The 18,389-nt window shown below is 70.8% G+C and carries 19 protein-coding genes; 9 read left to right on the top strand and 10 right to left on the bottom strand.

Features of this window, described 5'->3' with window-relative positions:
- Nucleotides 1-87: 87 nt before the first annotated feature.
- From ACQP2Y_RS00600 to ACQP2Y_RS00585, 4 genes are all read left to right on the top strand, one after another.
- Nucleotides 88-855, top strand: coding sequence for a DedA family protein (locus ACQP2Y_RS00600; RefSeq protein ID WP_433732419.1), 768 nt, complete (start codon nt 88-90; stop codon nt 853-855).
- A gap of 254 nt (nt 856-1,109) precedes the next feature.
- On the top strand, nt 1,110-1,193 hold the full coding sequence (locus tag ACQP2Y_RS00595; protein WP_433732417.1) for a sigma factor-like helix-turn-helix DNA-binding protein: 84 nt from the start codon (nt 1,110-1,112) through the stop codon (nt 1,191-1,193).
- A 61-nt stretch (nt 1,194-1,254) separates the two neighbouring features.
- A complete protein-coding gene (locus ACQP2Y_RS00590; protein ID WP_433723547.1) occupies nt 1,255-1,692 on the top strand; it encodes a hypothetical protein in 438 nt (145 codons plus the stop codon).
- A 4-nt stretch (nt 1,693-1,696) separates the two neighbouring features.
- Nucleotides 1,697-1,945 carry a hypothetical protein gene (locus ACQP2Y_RS00585; protein ID WP_433723545.1) on the top strand — a complete coding sequence of 83 codons (249 nt, stop codon included), beginning with the start codon at nt 1,697-1,699 and terminating at the stop codon, nt 1,943-1,945.
- 63 nt (nt 1,946-2,008) lie between these two features.
- Here ACQP2Y_RS00585 and ACQP2Y_RS00580 read toward each other — a convergent pair whose 3' ends face one another.
- From ACQP2Y_RS00580 to ACQP2Y_RS00560, 5 genes are all read right to left on the bottom strand, one after another.
- Nucleotides 2,009-2,680 carry a class II aldolase/adducin family protein gene (locus ACQP2Y_RS00580; RefSeq protein ID WP_360818944.1) on the bottom strand — a complete coding sequence of 224 codons (672 nt, stop codon included), beginning with the start codon at nt 2,678-2,680 and terminating at the stop codon, nt 2,009-2,011.
- Between the two features lie 107 nt (nt 2,681-2,787).
- A complete protein-coding gene (locus ACQP2Y_RS00575; protein WP_092549981.1) occupies nt 2,788-3,165 on the bottom strand; it encodes an ArsR/SmtB family transcription factor in 378 nt (125 codons plus the stop codon).
- A 191-nt stretch (nt 3,166-3,356) separates the two neighbouring features.
- Nucleotides 3,357-3,617 (bottom strand): hypothetical protein, encoded by a 261-nt coding sequence (locus ACQP2Y_RS00570; RefSeq protein ID WP_433723542.1) that lies wholly within the window; start codon nt 3,615-3,617, stop codon nt 3,357-3,359.
- A 375-nt stretch (nt 3,618-3,992) separates the two neighbouring features.
- A complete protein-coding gene (locus tag ACQP2Y_RS00565) occupies nt 3,993-4,913 on the bottom strand; it encodes a hypothetical protein (protein WP_433723540.1) in 921 nt (306 codons plus the stop codon).
- 89 nt (nt 4,914-5,002) lie between these two features.
- Entirely contained in the window at nt 5,003-5,980 is a 978-nt protein-coding gene (locus ACQP2Y_RS00560) for a hypothetical protein (protein ID WP_433723538.1), read from the bottom strand.
- A 347-nt stretch (nt 5,981-6,327) separates the two neighbouring features.
- Between ACQP2Y_RS00560 and ACQP2Y_RS00555 the strand changes: the two genes are divergently transcribed.
- Nucleotides 6,328-6,507 (top strand): hypothetical protein, encoded by a 180-nt coding sequence (locus ACQP2Y_RS00555; RefSeq protein ID WP_360546874.1) that lies wholly within the window; start codon nt 6,328-6,330, stop codon nt 6,505-6,507.
- A 41-nt stretch (nt 6,508-6,548) separates the two neighbouring features.
- Here the strand turns inward: ACQP2Y_RS00555 and clpB are convergent, their stop codons facing one another.
- Nucleotides 6,549-9,137: an ATP-dependent chaperone ClpB gene (gene clpB, locus ACQP2Y_RS00550; RefSeq protein WP_433723536.1), complete on the bottom strand. Its 2,589-nt coding sequence runs from the start codon at nt 9,135-9,137 to the stop codon at nt 6,549-6,551.
- A gap of 149 nt (nt 9,138-9,286) precedes the next feature.
- Between clpB and ACQP2Y_RS00545 the strand changes: the two genes are divergently transcribed.
- From ACQP2Y_RS00545 to ACQP2Y_RS00530, 4 genes are all read left to right on the top strand, one after another.
- On the top strand, nt 9,287-10,501 hold the full coding sequence (locus ACQP2Y_RS00545; RefSeq protein WP_433723534.1) for a sugar efflux transporter: 1,215 nt from the start codon (nt 9,287-9,289) through the stop codon (nt 10,499-10,501).
- Between the two features lie 21 nt (nt 10,502-10,522).
- Complete coding sequence (locus ACQP2Y_RS00540; RefSeq protein ID WP_212992843.1) at nt 10,523-11,020, top strand: cation:proton antiporter regulatory subunit; 498 nt, start codon at nt 10,523-10,525, stop codon at nt 11,018-11,020.
- A gap of 46 nt (nt 11,021-11,066) precedes the next feature.
- Entirely contained in the window at nt 11,067-12,272 is a 1,206-nt protein-coding gene (locus ACQP2Y_RS00535) for a cation:proton antiporter (protein ID WP_433723531.1), read from the top strand.
- A gap of 223 nt (nt 12,273-12,495) precedes the next feature.
- On the top strand, nt 12,496-12,942 hold the full coding sequence (locus ACQP2Y_RS00530; protein WP_360546866.1) for a hypothetical protein: 447 nt from the start codon (nt 12,496-12,498) through the stop codon (nt 12,940-12,942).
- A 5-nt stretch (nt 12,943-12,947) separates the two neighbouring features.
- On the opposite strand, the gene ACQP2Y_RS00525 is transcribed toward ACQP2Y_RS00530, so the two are convergent.
- From ACQP2Y_RS00525 to dnaK, 4 genes are all read right to left on the bottom strand, one after another.
- A complete protein-coding gene (locus ACQP2Y_RS00525) occupies nt 12,948-13,388 on the bottom strand; it encodes a heat shock protein transcriptional repressor HspR (protein ID WP_360546864.1) in 441 nt (146 codons plus the stop codon).
- Between the two features lie 27 nt (nt 13,389-13,415).
- Nucleotides 13,416-14,618 (bottom strand): molecular chaperone DnaJ, encoded by a 1,203-nt coding sequence (dnaJ, locus tag ACQP2Y_RS00520; protein ID WP_433723528.1) that lies wholly within the window; start codon nt 14,616-14,618, stop codon nt 13,416-13,418.
- Nucleotides 14,619-14,697: 79 nt separating this feature from the next.
- Nucleotides 14,698-15,312, bottom strand: coding sequence for a nucleotide exchange factor GrpE (gene grpE / locus ACQP2Y_RS00515; RefSeq protein ID WP_433723526.1), 615 nt, complete (start codon nt 15,310-15,312; stop codon nt 14,698-14,700).
- Complete coding sequence (gene dnaK / locus ACQP2Y_RS00510) at nt 15,309-17,195, bottom strand: molecular chaperone DnaK (protein WP_433723524.1); 1,887 nt, start codon at nt 17,193-17,195, stop codon at nt 15,309-15,311. Before dnaK ends, grpE begins: the two co-directional genes overlap by 4 nt.
- Between the last annotated feature and the right edge of the window lie 1,194 nt (nt 17,196-18,389).

Below are 18,389 nucleotides of genomic sequence, written 5' to 3'. Positions count from 1 at the left end.
TTCGTACAGGTGCCGGGCTTGCCGGGGCCGGTACCCTGGCTCCTCGTGGACATCCGTGCGCTCTCCGAGCAGCTTGCCCTGAACCCGATGGATCCGAAGGATTTGCTGCAGACCTTCGGGTTGATCGGCGTCTGGGTGATCCTCTTCGCGGAGACGGGTCTGCTCGTCGGCTTCTTCTTCCCGGGCGACTCGCTGCTGTTCCTGGCGGGCGTGGCGGCCTCCCCGGTGGCCGACTCGATCTTCGGCGACGGCACCCGCATCTCGCTGGCCGGCCTGCTGATCGGCGCCCCGCTGTGCGCCATCGTGGGCGCCCAGCTGGGTCACCTGCTCGGCGCCAAGTACGGCCGCCGGATGTTCGAACGCCCGGACAGCAAGCTGTTCAAGCGCGAGTACGTGGAGAAGGCCGAGTACTACTTCGAGAAGTTCGGCCCGGCCAAGGCCGTGGTGCTGGCCCGCTTCATCCCGATCGTCCGCACGTTCCTCAACCCGGTGGCCGGCACCCTGGGCATGCCGGCCCGCCAGTTCTTCATCTGGAACGTGGTCGGCGCAATCCTGTGGTGCGACGGCGTGCTGCTGGTCGGCTACCTGCTGGCCCAGCAGATCTACGACGCCATCGGCGACAAGATCGACCGCTACATCCTGCCGGTGGTCGCCCTGATCGTGCTGATCTCGGTGCTGCCGATCATCATCGAGATGCTCCGCGAGCGGAAGGCGAAGAAGAACGCCGCCGCCGACCCGGGCCCGGCAACGGCGATCGGTGTCGTGGCGGCAGCGACCGTGGCCGGCATGGCCGAGGCGATCGTCGACCACGACGACGACGAGCACCGCGACCACCGCCCCCGGCACTCCGCCTAGAAAGATTCCGCGGCGGGGCTTGCCCTTCCTGCCGGGCGCTGGCCCGCTGGCGGCAGGTCTCCAGCTACGACGACCCGGCCGCCTGGGTCCGCCGCGTCGCCTGGAACCTGGCAACCAGCCGCTGGCGGCGATTACGCACGATCCGTGCGTTCCACAGCCGCCAGCAGGCTGAGCCGGTCGTCGAGGGGCCCGGACCCGAGCGGCTCGCGCTGATCGAGGCTCTGGCCACCCTGCCGGCCGCGCAACGGCGGGCGATGGTGCTGCGCTATCTGGCCGACCTGCCCGTCGCCGAGATCGCCGACCGGGAGCGGGTGCCCGAGGGCACTGTCCGATCCTGACTGCACCGCGGCCGCGTCACGCTGGCCGCCCGGCTCGGCCTCGCACCCACGGAGGTACCGCATGCCTGAGGAACTCACCGAGGAGCAGACCCGGACGGCCTTCGCCGACATGCGCGCCGCGGACCTGACGTTCATCCGGCCGCCGGGATCGGCGGCGGCGCAGCGCACGGTACGGCGCCGCCGCCGTGCCGGTGTCGTCGCGGTAGCCGCCGGTGTGGGGATCGCCATAGTGACCACCGCCACCGTGATGTCCGTGGTCGACACCGACCGGGCCGCCCCCACACCGGCCGCGCCCAGCCCGTCGTTCTCCCGGCCACCGCTCACCGAGGCCCAGCTCAAGCAGCTGGGATCCGAGGCGATGGCCACGCTCGGCGCCGACGTCAACAACAACGACCGCAAGAAGGCGGGCAAGCCGGCTGTCGTCGCCTTCAGCCGCGGCCCCCGCCCGCCTGAACATGGGCACCTCAGGCTCGGCGTCCAGCACCAACAAGACCGGTGACTACGTGGTTGAGATCATCTGCCTGGGTGAGGGAACGATCCGGACAACGGTGCGGGCTGCTTCCCACGACCCCGACCCGCAGTCCATGCGCACTCCGCCGCCGGACGCCTCCGTCGTCAACGTGCGCTGCGGCGACAAGCCGGCACCGGTGCGGGTCGACGTGCGCGCGCCGAAGCTCGTCTACGTCCAGCACCAGGCCGACCCGGCGGCCGTCGGGTCGGCCTTGGTCGCCCACATCGTGCGCCTGCCCTGAGCTCGGGCACGGAAAGGTCCCGCGGCCGGCTCGCAACGAGCCGGCCGCGGGGACTTCCGGTTGTCAGACGGAGACCGCTGACGGTGGCAGCGTGGCCAGCCGGTCCAGGAACTCCTCCGGCACTTCGCGGAGGTTGTCCAGCCGGCCCAGGGTCAGCGCCCGATAGGTCAGCGCCGCGGCTTCTTCCAGGTTGCGGGCCCGTTTGTGGGCCAGCTCGACGGAGTCGGCCATGACCACAGAGCCATGCTGGCTGAGCACCAGACAGTCTGTGCCGTCGGCCGCCATCGCCGCCGTCAGCGCCGCCACCTCGGTGCTGCCCGGCAGGCGGAACGGCACAGTGGAGACCCGCTTCAGGTAGAAGGCGTGGTCGGTCGTCACGATGCGGATGTGCTCACCGAGCGCATCCAGGAGCAGCGCCGTCTGCGGGTGCAGGTGGACCACCGCGTTCACGTCCGGGCGGGCGCGGTACAACGCCAGGTGGAGGGCGATTTCGCTGGTCGGGGCCAGCCGTGGTGACGGCAGCGGGCCGACGGTCGCGGGCGCGCCGTCGGAGATGCGTACCGGTGCGAAGCTGGTCCGGCTGAGTCTGTCCAGCCAGGCACCGCTCGCGGTGACCCAGCAGGCGTCCTCGTCGGGGATCCGGGCGGACAGATTGCCGCCGGAGCCACAGACCAGTCCGGCCTGGACCACGTCATAGCCCACGTGCGCGAGCTGGTCGCGCAGATCGCCGGGCACGTAGTTCAACCCGTCAACTCCTCGGGTCCGGGGGGTGGATCCTGATGGAGGTGGCCCGCCTGGCGTCACGCCCCATGAACGGTGACGCCAGGCTTTGTCGGGTCTGCTCAGCGGGCCTTTTTGGTGGCCCGCTTGCGCGGCGGGGTCAGCAGGTCCGCGATCGTCGCGATCGCGCTGGGGACCAGCCGGTAGTACGCCCACACGCCGCGCTTCTCACGCTCGAGCAGGCCGGCCTCCGTCAAAATCCGCAGGTGGTGACTCACCGTCGGCTGCGACAACCCCAGCGGGGCCGTCAGGTCGCAGACGCACGCTTCACCGTCCGTAGCGGACTGGATGAGGCTGAGCAGCCGCAACCGAGCCGGGTCGGCGAGTGCCTTGAGCACTCCCGCCAGTCGCTCGGCATCGGCACGTTCAATTGGCTCGCCGGCAAGCGGCGAGATCTGAGGCATTGTCATTTCCGCCAACGCAGTTCCCACGATCTCCATCCTTCCACCAACTGCATCGATTCTCCTGCATGTGCGCAGGAACGAACCGGCTAACTTTCAGGCCGTAAGGCCGAGATCGGTCGAACGGTAGGCCGATCGGTACGTCTGTCCGGCACCCCGCACGGGCAGCGTCCGCACTCCGATCGAACCATTCCGCGACACCGACTTCGGTCTCTGCCTCCTGCAACGCCTCAGTCGCCGTCAGGTCGCTGGTCAACGTCGTCGAGCTCTCGATCCCCGCCCCCGGAGTGAGCCGCCCCACATTGTTGATTCACGATCCGTTCCGCGGCTGTCCCGACGCCCGCCCGGTCGTCGGAACTGTCCTGGTACTGCACGGTCACACGGCGTGGGTCGACAACACAGTCAACTTCACGACCCGATGAAAGCACGACACAACGCTGCGCGACGGTCAATTCAGTGATGAATTTACGCAGGTCGTGATGGGCTTCCATCACATCGAGCGTACTGGCTGCCGCAAAACTGGAACGTTCTGCCCCGCCAGGGCGGAAAGGAACTATTGACCCACGGCAAAGCCCGGCCTCAACAGTAAATATTGTTAACTGAGAGGCCCCGCGCACCCCGTTTCCAACAGGTATAGACGCAGCTCAAAGCACCTTTCCGCCACACCCCGCCCGGGGCGGCACCCAACGACGGTCATCGAACGAGTACGCACCGACACCGTTGTCATCGCGCCACGTCTGCCCGTCCAGCGAAAAACCCGCGCCGAGCGGCAAGACGAAAGCGTCCGGACAGCGGTGGCCGGCACATCCTCGTCCGCCAACGGTACCCGTTCGGGTGACGCACATCCGTCGATGTCGGCAGGCCCGTCAGCTGGACGGACGTGACCAGTACTCATCATCGGGGCCCGGCCCGGCCGGCGGCTCACCCGGTGCGGACGGCCCTGCGGGCCCCGCGGCGGGGTGCGGCGAGCCGTAACCCCCCGTTGGTGGCGCCGAGTAACCACCCGTTGGTGGCGGGCCGTAACCGGCCGGCGGCGGCGGATATCCCCCGGGCGGACCGTAGGCCGGGGTGCTGCCAGGCGGACCGTAGGCCGGGGTGCTGCCAGGCGGACCGTAGGCCGGAGGGCTGCCAGGCGGCGCGTAGCCGGGGGCTCCGTAGCTCGGTGCGCCGTAGTTCGGGGTGCCCGGCTGCGGGGCGGCGAAGGGATCCGGCGGCAGCGGCTTGGGCGCACGGCCGAAGAACGTGCCCGGGCTCGCCAGCAGGAGCACCCCGACGAGGACGTAACCGAGCATCTGCGCGATCCCCAGGGCCACGTTCAAGGGGATCCATGACCCCGGATACGCGTCGGAGAGCGCCGCGGACAGCGAACCCTGCACCGGGTCGCCGGCGCGCTCCACGGCCACCGTGGCGGTCGAGGCGCAGCCGGCCAGCAGACCCAGCCCGGCGACCACCCAGGTGGCGATCCGGGCGGCGTTGCTGCCCCGGCGCAGACCCAGCGCCAGGACGACGTAGAGGGCGAAGAGGATCACGGCGAGCACGGCACCGAGCGCGGCACCGATCCAGACCACCGTGACGAAGCCGTCGACGTCCACGCTGTTCGCCCCGCCGGCCGCGGCGCGGAACCGGTCGACCGTGCCGGCGGCGACGGCCAGCGTGGCGATCGCGTACGCCAGGCCGGCCACCGCCATGACGATCAGCAGGACCGATGCCGACGCCACCGATGCCGGCCGGCGGGGCGCGGTGGTGGGGGCCGGTGCGGCTGCCGGCGGCTGCATTGCGTACGACATGGACGTCTCCCGGGTGATCCGTTGCGGACGAACCTACCTGGACGCGCGACGCGCCGCCGGGATACCCGGCGGCGCGAGACGAGCGGGGGTCAGGCGGGATCGGCCGGCGGGCGGCCCGGCTTGTCGTCGGAGGGCGGCGGCGGCGACGCGGGCGGCGACGGCGGACTCCACGGATCGGTGGGCGGCACGCTGCCCGTGTGCGGGTCGCCGCCGGTCGGGTCCTGGGCGGAAACCGCGCCGGCACCGGAAGCGGGCGGCGGGGTCGTGTCGCCGGCACCGCCGGGCGGCGAGCTCTGCGGATACGGCGGCTGACCACCCGGGCCCGGATACGGCGGCTGGCCGGGCTGACCCGGGTACGCCTGCCCGGGATAGCTCTGGCCGGGCTGACCTTGGCCGGGCTGGCCGGGGTACGTCGGGTACGGCGACTGGCTCGGGTATCCCGGGTACGCCGCCGGCTGGCCCGGATAGCCCGGGTACGGGTTCAGCGGGTCCCACGTGGCCTGCGGCTTGCGGAAGTAGGCGTTCGCGGCCGGCAGCGCCAGCAGGATCACCGCACCCAGCAGCGCCAGCACGACCAGCACGGTCAGCAGCGTGGAGATCGGGGTGAACCAGCCGGGCAGCTCGTCGGAGAGCCGGGCCTCGACCTCGCTGGCGCTGGGCCCCGAGGTGTTGCCGGCGTCCAGGTTCATCCCGCTGGTCGCGGCGTTGCCGAGCAGGCCGAAGCCGTTGCAGCAGAGGAAGATGCCGCCGACCACCCAGGTCGTGATGCGGGCACCCTGCTTGCCGCGGTTGTTGTAGATCGCCAGGATGGCCAAGCCGGCGGCGAAGAGGATGTTGATCACCACGCCGACCACGCTGGCCGCCACGATGACGCTCTCGGTGCCGGCTCCCGCGGTGTCGGCGTAGAGGTCGGAGTAGACGCGCCGGATCGTGCCGATCGTGGTCAGCGACAGCACCGCGGAGATGATCGAGGCGGCCGCGCTGAAGTAGAGCAGGTATGACGAGACGGAAACGACCGTCGGGCGGGCCCGGGTGGGGGTCGTTCCGGGGTACATCGGATCAGACACGGCGCTACCTCCTAGATCCACCACGGTATCGGGCGGCTGCCAGATCCGTCGACCGGCCGACATCGAGCCCCCAGCTGTGGCAACATCGCCCGATGTACGACGAAATCGCCTGAAACAGGTCGCTCGTTCAGGGGGACGACACAGGTCGAACGTGACCCCTACACTTCCATCCGTGGCGCGCCGCAGGCACCAGAGTCCAGCGGTGACGCCCCCTGCCCGGCCGAGTCGCCGCCCCCGCCCAACGCATGCCGGGGGCCAGGCAGACCGGATACGGGCACCTTCCCGATTGCGCCGGCCGCGTGACCATGCCGCGGCCGCCCCAGACTCGACAAGGACCGGTGAGTCCCATGCCCCACGCAGACACCCTGACCGTCGTGCACCATGACGACACGAGAACCAGCTACACCGACGTCCGGTACCAGCTGCACCGCGACGGCATCAGGATCTGGTCGTCCGACGGCGAGCACGCCATCACGGACATCTTGATGACCCACGCCTACCGGCAGCGGGAGGCACGGGCCAGCTGACAGACGAAAACCGGGGCACCCGATCGGGTGCCCCGGTTTTTTCATGCCCGGCGTACGGACAGACCGTCCTTGCCCTCGCTGAGGTCGACCCGGACCGTGTCCCCGTCGACGATCTCGCCCGCGAGCAGCGCCCGGGCCAGCGAGTCGCCGATCGACGACTGGACCAGCCGGCGCAGCGGACGCGCGCCGTAGATCGGGTCGAAGCCGCGCTCACCCAGCCACTGCACCGCGGCCTCACCCACCTCGAGGGCGAGCCGGCGGTCGGCGAGCCGGTGCCGCAGCCGGCCCAGCTGGATGTCCACGATGGCCGCCAGGTCCTGCGAGGTCAGCGAGTGGAACACCACGATGTCGTCGAGCCGGTTGAGGAACTCGGGCTTGAAGTGCGCCCGGACGGTGGCCATGACCTCCTCGCGCCGTTCCTCCTCGCCCAGGGTGAAGTCGGAGATGATCGACGAGCCCAGGTTGGAGGTCAGCACCAGGATGGCGTTGCGGAAGTCGACCGTACGGCCCTGGCCGTCGGTGAGCCGGCCGTCGTCGAGGACCTGCAGCAGCACGTCGAAGACGTCCGGGTGGGCCTTCTCGACCTCGTCCAGCAGCACCACCGAGTACGGCCGCCGCCGCACGGCCTCGGTGAGCTGGCCACCCTCCTCGTAGCCGACGTATCCGGGCGGGGCGCCCAGCAGCCGGGCCACGGAGTGCTTCTCGCCGTACTCGCTCATGTCGATGCGGACCATGGCCCGCTCGTCGTCGAAGAGGAAGCCGGCCAGCGCCTTGGCCAGCTCGGTCTTGCCGACGCCGGTGGGGCCGAGGAACAGGAAGCTGCCGGTCGGGCGGTCCGGGTCGGCCACTCCGGCCCGGGCCCGGCGTACGGCTCCGGAGACGGCGGCCACGGCCTCGGTCTGGCCGACCACCTTGGCCTGCAGCGACTCCTCCATCCGGAGCAGCTTGGCGGTCTCGCCCTCCATCATCCGGCCGGCCGGGATGCCGGTCCACGAGGCGATGACCTCGGCGATGTCGTCGGCGCCGACCTCCTCCTTGACCATCGGCGGCTCGGTCTTCTCCTCCTCGGCCGCGGACGCGCTCTCGATCTCGGCCATCAGCGCGGGGATCTCCTGGTACTGCAGGCGGGAGGCCTTCTCCCACTCCGCGTCGCGCTGCGCGCGCTCCAGCTCCGCCTGGGCCTCGTCGAGCTGCTTCTTGATCTCACCGACCCGGTTCAGGCCGCCGCGCTCGCGCTCCCAGCGCGCGTTCAGAGCGGTCAGCTCCTCCTCGCGGTCGGCGAGGTCACGCTCCAGCCGCTCCAGCCGGGCCACCGAGGCGGGGTCGGTCTCCTTGGCCAGCGCGAGCTTCTCGACCCGCATCCGGTCGACCTGGCGCTGGAGCTGGTCCAGCTCCACCGGGCTGGAGTCGATCTCCATGCGCAGCCGGGAGGCGGCCTCGTCGATCAGGTCGATGGCCTTGTCCGGCAGGAACCGGTCGCTGATGTAGCGGTCGGACAGCGCCGCGGCGGCGACCAGCGCGGCGTCGGTGATCTGCACCCGGTGGTGGGCCTCGTAGCGGCCCTTGAGCCCGCGCAGGATGCCGATCGTGTCCTCGACCGTGGGCTCGCCGACCACGACCGGCTGGAAGCGCCGCTCCAGGGCCGGGTCCTTCTCGATGTGCTCGCGGTATTCGTCCAGCGTGGTCGCGCCGACCATCCGCAGCTCACCGCGGGCCAGCATCGGCTTGAGCATGTTGCCGGCGTCCATCGAGCCCTCGCCCTTGCCGGCGCCGACGACGGTGTGCAGCTCGTCGAGGAAGGTGACGACCTGGCCGTTGGAGTTGCGGATCTCCTCGAGCACGCTCTTGAGGCGCTCCTCGAACTGGCCGCGGTACTGCGCGCCGGCGACCATCGCGCCGAGGTCGAGCGAGACCAGCTTCTTGTCGCGCAGGGTCTCCGGGACGTCGCCGGCCACGATCCGCTGGGCCAGGCCCTCGACGATCGCGGTCTTGCCGACGCCGGGCTCCCCGATCAGCACCGGGTTGTTCTTGGTGCGCCGGGACAGCACCTGGACCACCCGGCGGATCTCGGCGTCGCGGCCGATCACCGGGTCGATCTTGCCCTCGCGGGCCAGCGCGGTCAGGTCCACGCTGTACTTCTCCAGCGCCTGGTACGTCTGCTCGGGCTCGGCGGTGGTGACCCGCCGATCGCCCCCTCGGACCGCCGGGAAGGCGCCGACCAGGGTCTCCTCGGTGGCACCGGCGTCGCGCAGGGTCTTGCCCACCGCGCCGCCGACGCGGGCCAGGCCGGCCAGCAGGTGCTCGGTGGAGACGTACTCGTCGCCGAGCGGCTTGGCGATCAGCTCGGCCTCACCGATCGCGTTGACGAACTCGCGCGACAGGCTGGGCTCGGCGGTGGAGGAGCCGCGGGCGGAGGGCTGCTGCTCGACGGCGCGTACGGCCGCGCGCCGGACGTCGGCCGGATTGGCGCCGACCGCGCGCAGCAGCGCCGACGCGGTGGAGCCACCGGTGTCGAGCAGCGAAAGGAGCAGGTGCCACGGCTCGACGGTGGCGTGGCCCCGCTGATTCGCGTCGGCTACCGCACCGGTGATGACGTCGCGGCTCTTGGTGGTCAGGCGTTCGGCGTTCATGAGCTCCCCTGGATCGGATCTTCCCCAGTAGTGCAGCAATCCGAGACTTGAGCGTATTCCACTCAACTCTACGTCGGCCACTCACCCGAATCCGGGGGTAATCGGCATCACCATGGGCAATGCCCCACGATGGCCGTAGCGTGGCCGTAATGGCCCAGGAAACATCGTCTCAGCTCGGGTCACGCATCGGTCGGGCTCTGCTCCCGCTCGGATTCCTCTTCCTGGCCGTCGGCATCTCGACCGCCCTGTTCAACCCGTTCCTGTCGCTGTTCCTCAGCACCGACGTGGACGCCGGGCCCGTCAAGATCACGTTCTTCCTGATCGTCGCGCCGCTCGGCGGCGTGCTCGGCTCGATGCTCGTCGGCCGGCTCTCCGACCGGCGGCCGATCCGGCGCCGGCTGCTGATCGCCGGCGCGGTGGCCGGCCTGATCGGCACCGGCCTGACCGCGGTCGTCCGTGACTACTGGGTGCTGCTCGCCCTGGCGGTCACCGCCTTCGCGCTGGCCGGGTCGCTGTTCCCGCAATCCTTCGCGTACGCCCGGCAGGTCCTCGAACGCGACGACCCGGCCCGCGCCGCGCTCGGCATCAGCGCCCTGCGCACGGTCTTCTCGCTCGCCTGGGTGGCCGGCCCGCCGCTGGCCGCGTTCCTGCTCGACGCCGGCAGCTTCGTCTGGGTCTACGGCACCGCCGCCCTGATGTACGCCCTCGCCGCCGTGGTCGCGATCTTCTGGCTCGACGAGGTCCCGGCGCCCGCGGCCGCTGCCCCCGACACCCCGGACGCGCCCGTCGACGACCGCCTGGACGCGCCGAGGTGGACGCTGTGGCTCACCGCCGCCGCCTTCACGCTGCTCCAGACGCCGCTGACCCTCGCGGTGCAGGCCCTGCCGCTGTTCATCAGCACCGACGTGGGCGGCGACGTCGGCGACGCCGGGCTGCTGCTCGGGCTCTGCGCCGCCCTGGAGATCCCGCTGATGCTGGGCCTGGGGGTGCTGGCCACCCGGCTGCCGCTCCGCGGGCTGCTGTTCGGCGGGGCCGCCTGCGGTGTCGCGTACTACGCGCTCGTCGCCGTGGCCACCGACCTCTGGCTGCTCGTCGGCGGGCAGGTGCTCAACGCGCTGTTCATCGCTGCGGTCTCCGGGCTGGGCATCTCCTACATGCAGAACATGTTGCCCCGGCAGCCCGGACGGGCCACGACCCTGTTCACCAACTCTTTCCCGCTCGGCGCGATGCTGGCCGGGCCGCTGTTCGGCGTCGCCCAGCACTTCGACTACCGGCTCGCGTACTGGCTGTGCACCGGGCTGTGCGCGGCCGGGCTGCTGCTCCTGATCGTGGTACGTAACGAGCGCGTACCGCAGCCGGCCTGACTGATCCGTTACCGTTGAGGCGTGCGCGTACGGGTAGAGCAGACTCCACTGCCGGGAATCGGTGTCCGGCACGACCTGGTGACCTCGTCGGGCCGTACGGTCGGGGTGGTCTCGCACCGCAACGGCCGCCGCGACCTGGTCCTCTACGACGTGGACGACCCCGACGCCTGCCTGGCGTCGATACCGCTCACCGACGACGAGGCGGAGGCGCTCGCCGACGTCCTCGGCGCGTCCCTCATGCTCGGCCAGCTCGCCGGCCTGCGGCAGCAGGCCGCGGGTCTGCTCACCGAGCAGATCGCCCTGCCCGCCGGCTCGCCGTTCGTCGGCCGCCGCCTGGGTGACACCCGCACCCGCACCCGCACCGGCGCGTCCATCGTGGCCGTCCTGCGCGACCGCGAGGTGATCGCCTCCCCCGGCCCGTCCTTCGGTTTCGAGGCGAACGACGTCGTCGTCGCCGTCGGCACCCGCGAAGGTCTGGACGGCGTCACCGCCATCCTGGCCGGCGACACCGGCGACTGAGGCACTGAGCCAACCCGCGGCGGAAAACCCAAAGAAGGCGGAGGTTGTGCACAGCACGACGATCCTCTTGATCGAGGTCGGCGCGCTCCTCTTCGCGCTCGGCATGCTCGGGCGCATCGGCCGCCGCTTCGGGCTCTCACCCATCCCGCTCTACCTGCTCGCCGGGCTCGCCTTCGGGCACGGCGGTTTCCTGCCGCTGTCGGCCAGCCAGGAATTCATCGAGGTCGGCGCCGAGATCGGCGTCATCCTGCTGCTGGTCATGCTGGGCCTGGAGTATTCGGCGAGCGAGCTCGTCGGCAACCTGCGCTCGGCCGCGCCCGCCGGCGTGGTCGACGCCGCGCTCAACGCCCTGCCCGGGGCCGGTTTCGCGTTCCTGCTCGGCTGGGGCTGGGAGGCCGCGCTGGTGCTGGCCGGGATCACCTGGGTGTCGTCGTCCGGGGTGATCGCCAAGGTGCTCGGTGACCTGGGCCGCATCGGTAACCGCGAGACCCCGGTGATCCTGTCGGTGCTGGTCATCGAGGACCTCGCGATGGCGTTCTACCTGCCGCTGGTCACCGCCGTGCTGGCCGGGGTGGGGCTGGTCGGCGGGCTCAAGGCGCTGGCCGTCGCGGTACTCACGGTGGTCGCGGTGCTGGTCGTGGCGATCCGGTACGGCCACGCGATCTCCAGCTTCATCTCGGTCAAGGACGCCGAGGCGCTGCTGCTCAGTGTGCTGGGGCTGACGCTGTTCGTCGCCGGGGTGGCCGCCGAGCTGAAGGTGTCCGCTGCTGTGGGAGCGTTCCTGGTGGGAATCGCGCTCTCGGGTCCGGTCGCCCACCATGCGACGCAGATCCTGTCGCCGTTGCGCGACCTGTTCGCGGCGGTCTTCTTCGTGTTCTTCGGGCTCTCCACCGATCCCGCCGCGATGCCGCCGGTGCTGCTGCCCGCGCTGGGCCTGGCCGTGCTGACCATGCTGACCAAGGTGCTGACCGGCGTGATCGCCGCCCGCCGGGCCGGCATCGCGCTGCCCGGTCAGGTGCGCGCCGGGCTGGCCCTGATGCCGCGCGGTGAGTTCTCGATCGTCATCGCCGGGCTGGCCGTGGCGTCCGGCGTCGAGCCCGAGCTGGCCCCGCTCGCGACCGCGTACGTGCTCATCACTGTGGTGACCGGGCCGATGCTGGCCCGCCTGTCGGACTACGCCTGGTTCAAGGCAATGATCCGGAAAAGGACGGCTGTGCGCCGGCCGGTGGAAGCCGTTCCCGCTGCTGAATGACCTTTTCCGCGCTCAGCGAGCGCTAAGCTACTGACCAGTATCCGAAAGTGATCTCTGACGACTTCCGTAGAACACTCACCTCGCGCTAACGTGTCGCCGCGACAACAACGTGTTATCGGGTGACCAGCGACTCGCCGGATGCAGGGGGATGCCTTCCCAGCGGGTCAGCACGGCCCTCTGCCGGGGAGGACGGCGGCATGAGTGAGCTAAACGAGGCGGCGTCGTGACCGTGCGTGAGTCGGCTTTCTTCGGGTTCGTGAACCCGGTCGATCCACGGCCGGAAGAGCTGCAGGCCTGGGCCTACCACCCGGAGGCCGTGCCGCTGGACGCCATGCCGTCCGACTGGGACCTGCTCATCGCCGGTGACGTGCTCGCGCCGACCCTGTTCGAGCTGGCGATGGACCGGCAGTGCCCGGCCCGCCGCTTCGCGCTGCACTGCATGTACATCTACGCGGCCGACGGTGTCCGGCCCAACGCGACGTCGCAGCGCAAGCGCCGCCTGAAGAAGTACGTGGAGCGCGCGGAAGAGGTCGGCGACGAGCCGATGGCGATGTGGGCGCACAACTGCCGGGTGCTGATGACCCGCCCCGAGCTGTTCGAGTACGAGGACTGGATCGAGGGTGGCCTGGTGCGCCACCCCCGACGCCTCGCCGCCTTCGGCCGCCGCTAGGACTCCTACCGCTCGCCGGAGCGACGCGGGCGCCACACCACCAGCGCGGTCGACGGCCGTTCCTGCCGCACCAGATCGCGCCCCGGGTACGGCCCGACCGACTCCAGCTGCGCGATCCGCTGGTACGCCTCGCCGAGCTGCTGTTCCAGCTCGGCCACGCGTTCCTGCAGCTCGCCCACCAGCTGCTCGAGCCCGATGATCCGCTTGATGCCGGCCAGGTTGACGCCCTCTTCCTGGCTCAGCTTCTGCACCTCACGCAGCAGCGCGACGTCACGCTCGCTGTAGCGGCGACCGCCGCCACCGGCCCGGCCGGGCTGCACGAGGCCGAGCCGGTCGTACTGGCGCAGCGTCTGCGGGTGCATCCCGGCCAGCCGCGCCGCGACGGAGATGATCAGGACCTTCGCGTCGGAGGCCTGCTCCCACGAGATGCTGATCTCTTCATACATGTGCCACCTCCTGACAAGGGTCCTGACCTAGCCGCGGCGCAGCCGGGCCTCGATGCGCTCCCGCTCGGCGTTGGGCGTGAGCTTGGCGAACTGCTCGAGCGCGTCCCGGGCCTCGGTGGTCACCGCGGCCGGGGACGGAACCTGCACCTCGACGGTGACCAGCAGATCGCCGGCCTGGCCGTCGCGGCGCTGCACACCCTTGCCGCGCGCCCGCAGTGTGCGGCCGCTCGGCGTGCCGGCCGGCACCCGCAGCGTCACGGGCGTGTCCAGCGTGGGGACGCGCAGATCGGTGCCGAGCACCGCCTCCGCGAACGTGATCGGCACGGTCAGCGTGATGTCGTCGCCGGTCCGCCCGAAGATGTCGTCCGGCCTCACCTTGACCTGCACGTACAGGTCGCCGGCGGGGCCGCCCTTGTCGCCCGGCTCACCCCGGCCGGAGAGCCGGATGCGCTGGCCGTCGGCGACCCCGGCGGGGAAGCGGACGTTGATGGTGCGGTTCTTGGTGACGCCGCCGGTGCCCCGGCACTCGGGGCACTTCTCGTCGACGATGCTGCCCGCGCCCTGGCACTCGCGGCACGGCTCGGAGAAGCTGAACGACCCCTGGTTGCGGGAGATCAGCCCGGAGCCGTGACACTGCGGACAGGTGCGCGGCACCGTGCCGGGCTTGGCGCCGTTGCCGTGGCAGGTGTCGCAGACCCCCGGCGATCGCAACGTCAGCGGCAGCGTCGTGCCCTTGACCGCGTGCGCGAAGTCGAGCGTGACCTCGGCCTCGACGTCCCGGCCCCGCTGGGGTCCCCGGCGGGCGCCCGCTCCCGCCCCGCCGGCGCCACCGCCGGAGAAGATGGAGCTGAAGATGTCGGAGAAGCCCGCGCCGCCGAACCGGCGGTCACCGGACCCGCCGCCCTGACCGGCCCCGCTGAATCCGCCGCCGAACAGGTCGGACGGGTCGAACTGGGAACCGCCCGGACGGGCGCCCCGGCGGAACGCGCCCGAGCCGAACAGGGAGCGCATCTCGTCGTACTCGCGGCGCTTCTTGTCGTCGGAGAGCACGTCGTACGCCTCGGACGCGGCCTTGAACCGGTCCTCGGCGTCCTTGTTGCCGGGGTTGTGGTCCGGGTGGTTCTCCCGGGCCAGCTTGCGGTACGCCTTCTTGATCTCGTCGGCGGAGGCGGACTTGCCCACCCCGAGAACGGCGTAGAAGTCCTTCTCCAGCCAGTCCTTCGAACTCATCCAGCCCACCTCCTCCACCGGATCGTCGTCATAGGGGCCAAGGTCCCGCCCACCGTGCGGTGGGCGGGACAGGTGCTCGTCACTCGGGGTCGGCGACCGCGACCAGGGCGGGCCGCAGCAGCCGCTCGCCCAGGGTGTAACCGCGGCGCATCACCTCGACGCAGGTCGGCTCCGTGACGTCGGCCGACGTCAGGTGCGCGACGGCCTCGTGCCGGGTCGGGTCGAAGGGGTCACCCTTCTCGCCGAACGCCACGAGCCCGAGCTTGCCGACCGACGTGCCGAGCGCCTCGGCCACGGTGGCGAACGGACCGTTCAGGTCACCGTGCTCGCGGGCCCGGTCGATGTCGTCCAGCACCGGCAGCAGCGCGGTGAGCACCGAGCCGGTGGTCTGCTCGGCCGCCACGCTGCGGTCACGGTCGACGCGCTTGCGGTAGTTGGCGTACTCAGCCGTCACTCGCTGCAGGTCCCGGGTGCGCTCTTCGAGCTCGGTGCGCAACGCCTCCAGTTCGGCGCCGAGGGCGGGCGTGTCGACTACCACGCCCTCCTCCGGCTCCTCGGCAGCGCGGTGCGCGCCTCCCGCGGACTCCTCCTCGGCCTGCTTGGCCACCTTGGTGTCCTTACCTTTCACGTCGATCTTGCGCCGGTCCCGGATGACGACGCGCTCGGTTGCCTCACCGTCGTCGGACCGGCTCACTTCTTGTCGTCCTCGACGATCTCGGCGTCCACAACGTCGTCAGCGCCGGCGTTCGGGCCCGCGCTTGCGCCCGCCGCACCGGCACCCGGGCCACCGGGGGCGCCCTGCGTGCCGTCGGGGCCGGGAGCGTCCTGCGTGCCGTCCTGGTTCTGCTGCGCGTACAGCAGCGAACCCGCCTGCTGGGAGACCGAGGCCAGCTTCTCGTGCGCGGTCTTGATCTTCTCGATGTCGCTGCCGCCCAGCGCGCCGCGCAGGTCACCCAGCGCCTCGCTGATCTGGTTGCGCGAGTCCTCGGGCAGCTTGTCGCCGCTCTCGGCCAGGAACTTCTCGGTCTGCCACTGCAGCTGCTCGGCCAGGTTGCGCGTCTCCGCGTCCTCCTTGCGCTGCTTGTCCTCGTCGGCGTGGTCCTGGGCGTCGCGCATCATGCGCTCGATGTCGTCCTTCGGCAGCGCGGAGCCGCCGGTGATCGTCATCTTCTGCTCCTTGCCGGTGCCCATGTCCTTGGCGGCCACGTGCACGATGCCGTTCGCGTCGATGTCGAAGGTGACCTCGATCTGCGGCACGTTGCGGGGCGCCGGGGGCAGGCCGGTCAGCTCGAAGGTGCCGAGCTTCTTGTTGTACGCCGCGATCTCGCGCTCGCCCTGGAAGACCTGGATCAGCACGGACGGCTGGTTGTCGTCGGCCGTGGTGAAGACCTCGGAGCGCTTGGTCGGGATGGTGGTGTTGCGCTCGATGAGCTTGGTGAAGATGCCGCCCTTGGTCTCGATGCCCAGCGACAGCGGGGTCACGTCGAGCAGCAGGACGTCCTTGACCTCACCCTTGAGCACACCGGCCTGCAGGGCGGCGCCGACGGCGACGACCTCGTCCGGGTTGACGCCCTTGTTGGGGTCGCGGCCGGTCATCGACTTGACCAGGTCGGACACCGCGGGCATGCGGGTGGAGCCGCCGACCAGGATGACGTGGTCGACGTCCTGGATCTTGATGCCGGCGTCCTTGATGGCCTGCTCGAACGGGCCCTTGCAGCGGTCCAGCAGGTCCTGGGTCATGCGCTGGAACTCCGACCGGCTCAGGGTCGTGTCCAGGTGCAGCGGACCGGCCGGGCCGGCAGTGATGTACGGCAGGTTGATGCTGGTGGTCGACGCGGCCGACAGCTCGATCTTCGCCTTCTCGGCGGCCTCACGCAGACGCTGCAGGGCCATCTTGTCGGTGGAGAGGTCGATGCCGTGCTCGCCGCGGAAGGTCTTGACCAGGTGGTCGATGACGCGCTGGTCCCAGTCGTCGCCGCCGAGGTGGTTGTCACCGGAGGTCGACTTGACCTCGATGACGCCCTCGCCCAGCTCGAGCAGGGAGACGTCGAAGGTGCCGCCGCCGAGGTCGAAGACCAGGACGGTCTGCTCCTTGGAGCCCTTGTCCAGGCCGTACGCGAGCGCGGCCGCGGTGGGCTCGTTGACGATGCGCAGGACGTTGAAGCCGGCGATCTCACCGGCCTCCTTGGTGGCCTGGCGCTGCGCGTCGTTGAAGTAGGCCGGGACGGTGATGACCGCGTCCGTGACCGACTCGCCGAGGTACGCCTCGGAGTCGCGCTTGAGCTTCATGAGCACCCGCGCCGAGATCTCCTGCGGGGTGTACTTCTTGCCGTCGATGTCGACGGACCAGTTGGTGCCGACCTCCCGCTTGACCGAACGGATCGTCCGGTCGGGGTTGGTCACCGCCTGACGCTTGGCGACCTCGCCGACGAGCACCTCGCCGTTGCGCGCGAAGGCGACGATGGACGGCGTCGTCCGGGAGCCTTCGGCGTTCGCGACGACCGTGGGCTCACCGCCCTCGAGAACGCTGACGCAGGAGTTCGTGGTGCCGAGGTCGATGCCGACCGCTCGTGCCATGTTCGCTTCCTCGCTTCATTGCCGGTTGCAAGTCTCGGTACTCAAGTTGAGTGGACCGGACTCAATGATGCCACGGCGATCCAACTCCGCAAGCCAGAGTTGAGTCAAGGCGGCGCAAGTCACTGTCAGCAGGTACCTGTCCGGTCACGGCGACGGGGTACCTGTTGTGGGGAATGCATAGATCAGGCACGCTTTACCCGTGACGACGCACGGTGACGCGGTCGGTCCGTCGGCCACTCCCGCCGTAGCCGACCCACCCCCCACAAAAGTCCAGACCAACGGCGCGCCCGCAGCGGCGGGCGCCAGCAAACCCGACAAATCATCCGGTACGGTCGCAGACGCGACAACCGCAGGTCCGTCCGCCCAGGCCGACGAGGCCGACAGCGGCGCGCAGCCGGAGCCTGCCGCCACCACGCCACCGAAGCCGGAATGGCCGCCCACCACGGCCGCGACCACGGGAAACGTCGTGACGACGAAGTCAAAGCAGCCGGCCGGGGAGCAGATCCCCGACGAGCCGACCACACCAGACGGCACCGCACCTCCCGGTACGCCGGAGAGCGCTCCCGCGGCGACCGAGCCCAGCGCCGCGGCCAAGAGCGGGAAGGCCGTCGAGCCCCCGCCGGCCGACAAGCCGAAGTCCACTGACGCGGTGGAAGCGGATTCCGACGCACCCGGATCCAACTCGCCCGCATCCAGCTCGTCCGCATCCGGCCCGTCGGCCGAGCAGAAGTCCACAGCCGACATCGAGCCCGAGGCGGCCGCTGACGCCGAGCCGGCGGCGGCCACCGAGCCGCGCCCGCGCACAAACCCGGCCGGCGACGAGCCGGTCCTCGCCGCGAAATCCGCTGCCGGCGACAAGCCGACGGCGGCCGCGAAGCCGGACGCCGGCGAAAAGCCGACTCTGGCCAAGGAGCCGACCGCCAGCGACGAGTCGACACTGGCCGCGAAGTCCGACGCGGGCGACGAGCCGACCCTGGTCAAGGAGCCGACCGCCGGCGACGAGCCGACCCTGGTCGAAGAGCCCGCGGCCGACACCGAGGCGCTGCCGACGTCACGCCCGGCCGACGAGGAGCCGACCGTCGCCGCCCGCCCGGCCGGCGCCGAAGAGCCCACCCTGATCGATGCCCCCGCCGAGGACGAGCCGACCCGGGTCAACAAAACGGCCGGCACCGACAAATCCCCGGCGGTCGACAA

Origin of the sequence: Actinoplanes sp. CA-051413 (genome assembly GCF_050955795.1) — a bacterium.
Taxonomy (GTDB): domain Bacteria; phylum Actinomycetota; class Actinomycetes; order Mycobacteriales; family Micromonosporaceae; genus Actinoplanes.
Note: the sequence above shows the minus strand (reverse complement) of the source record. Positions and strands in the feature narration are given on the sequence as shown.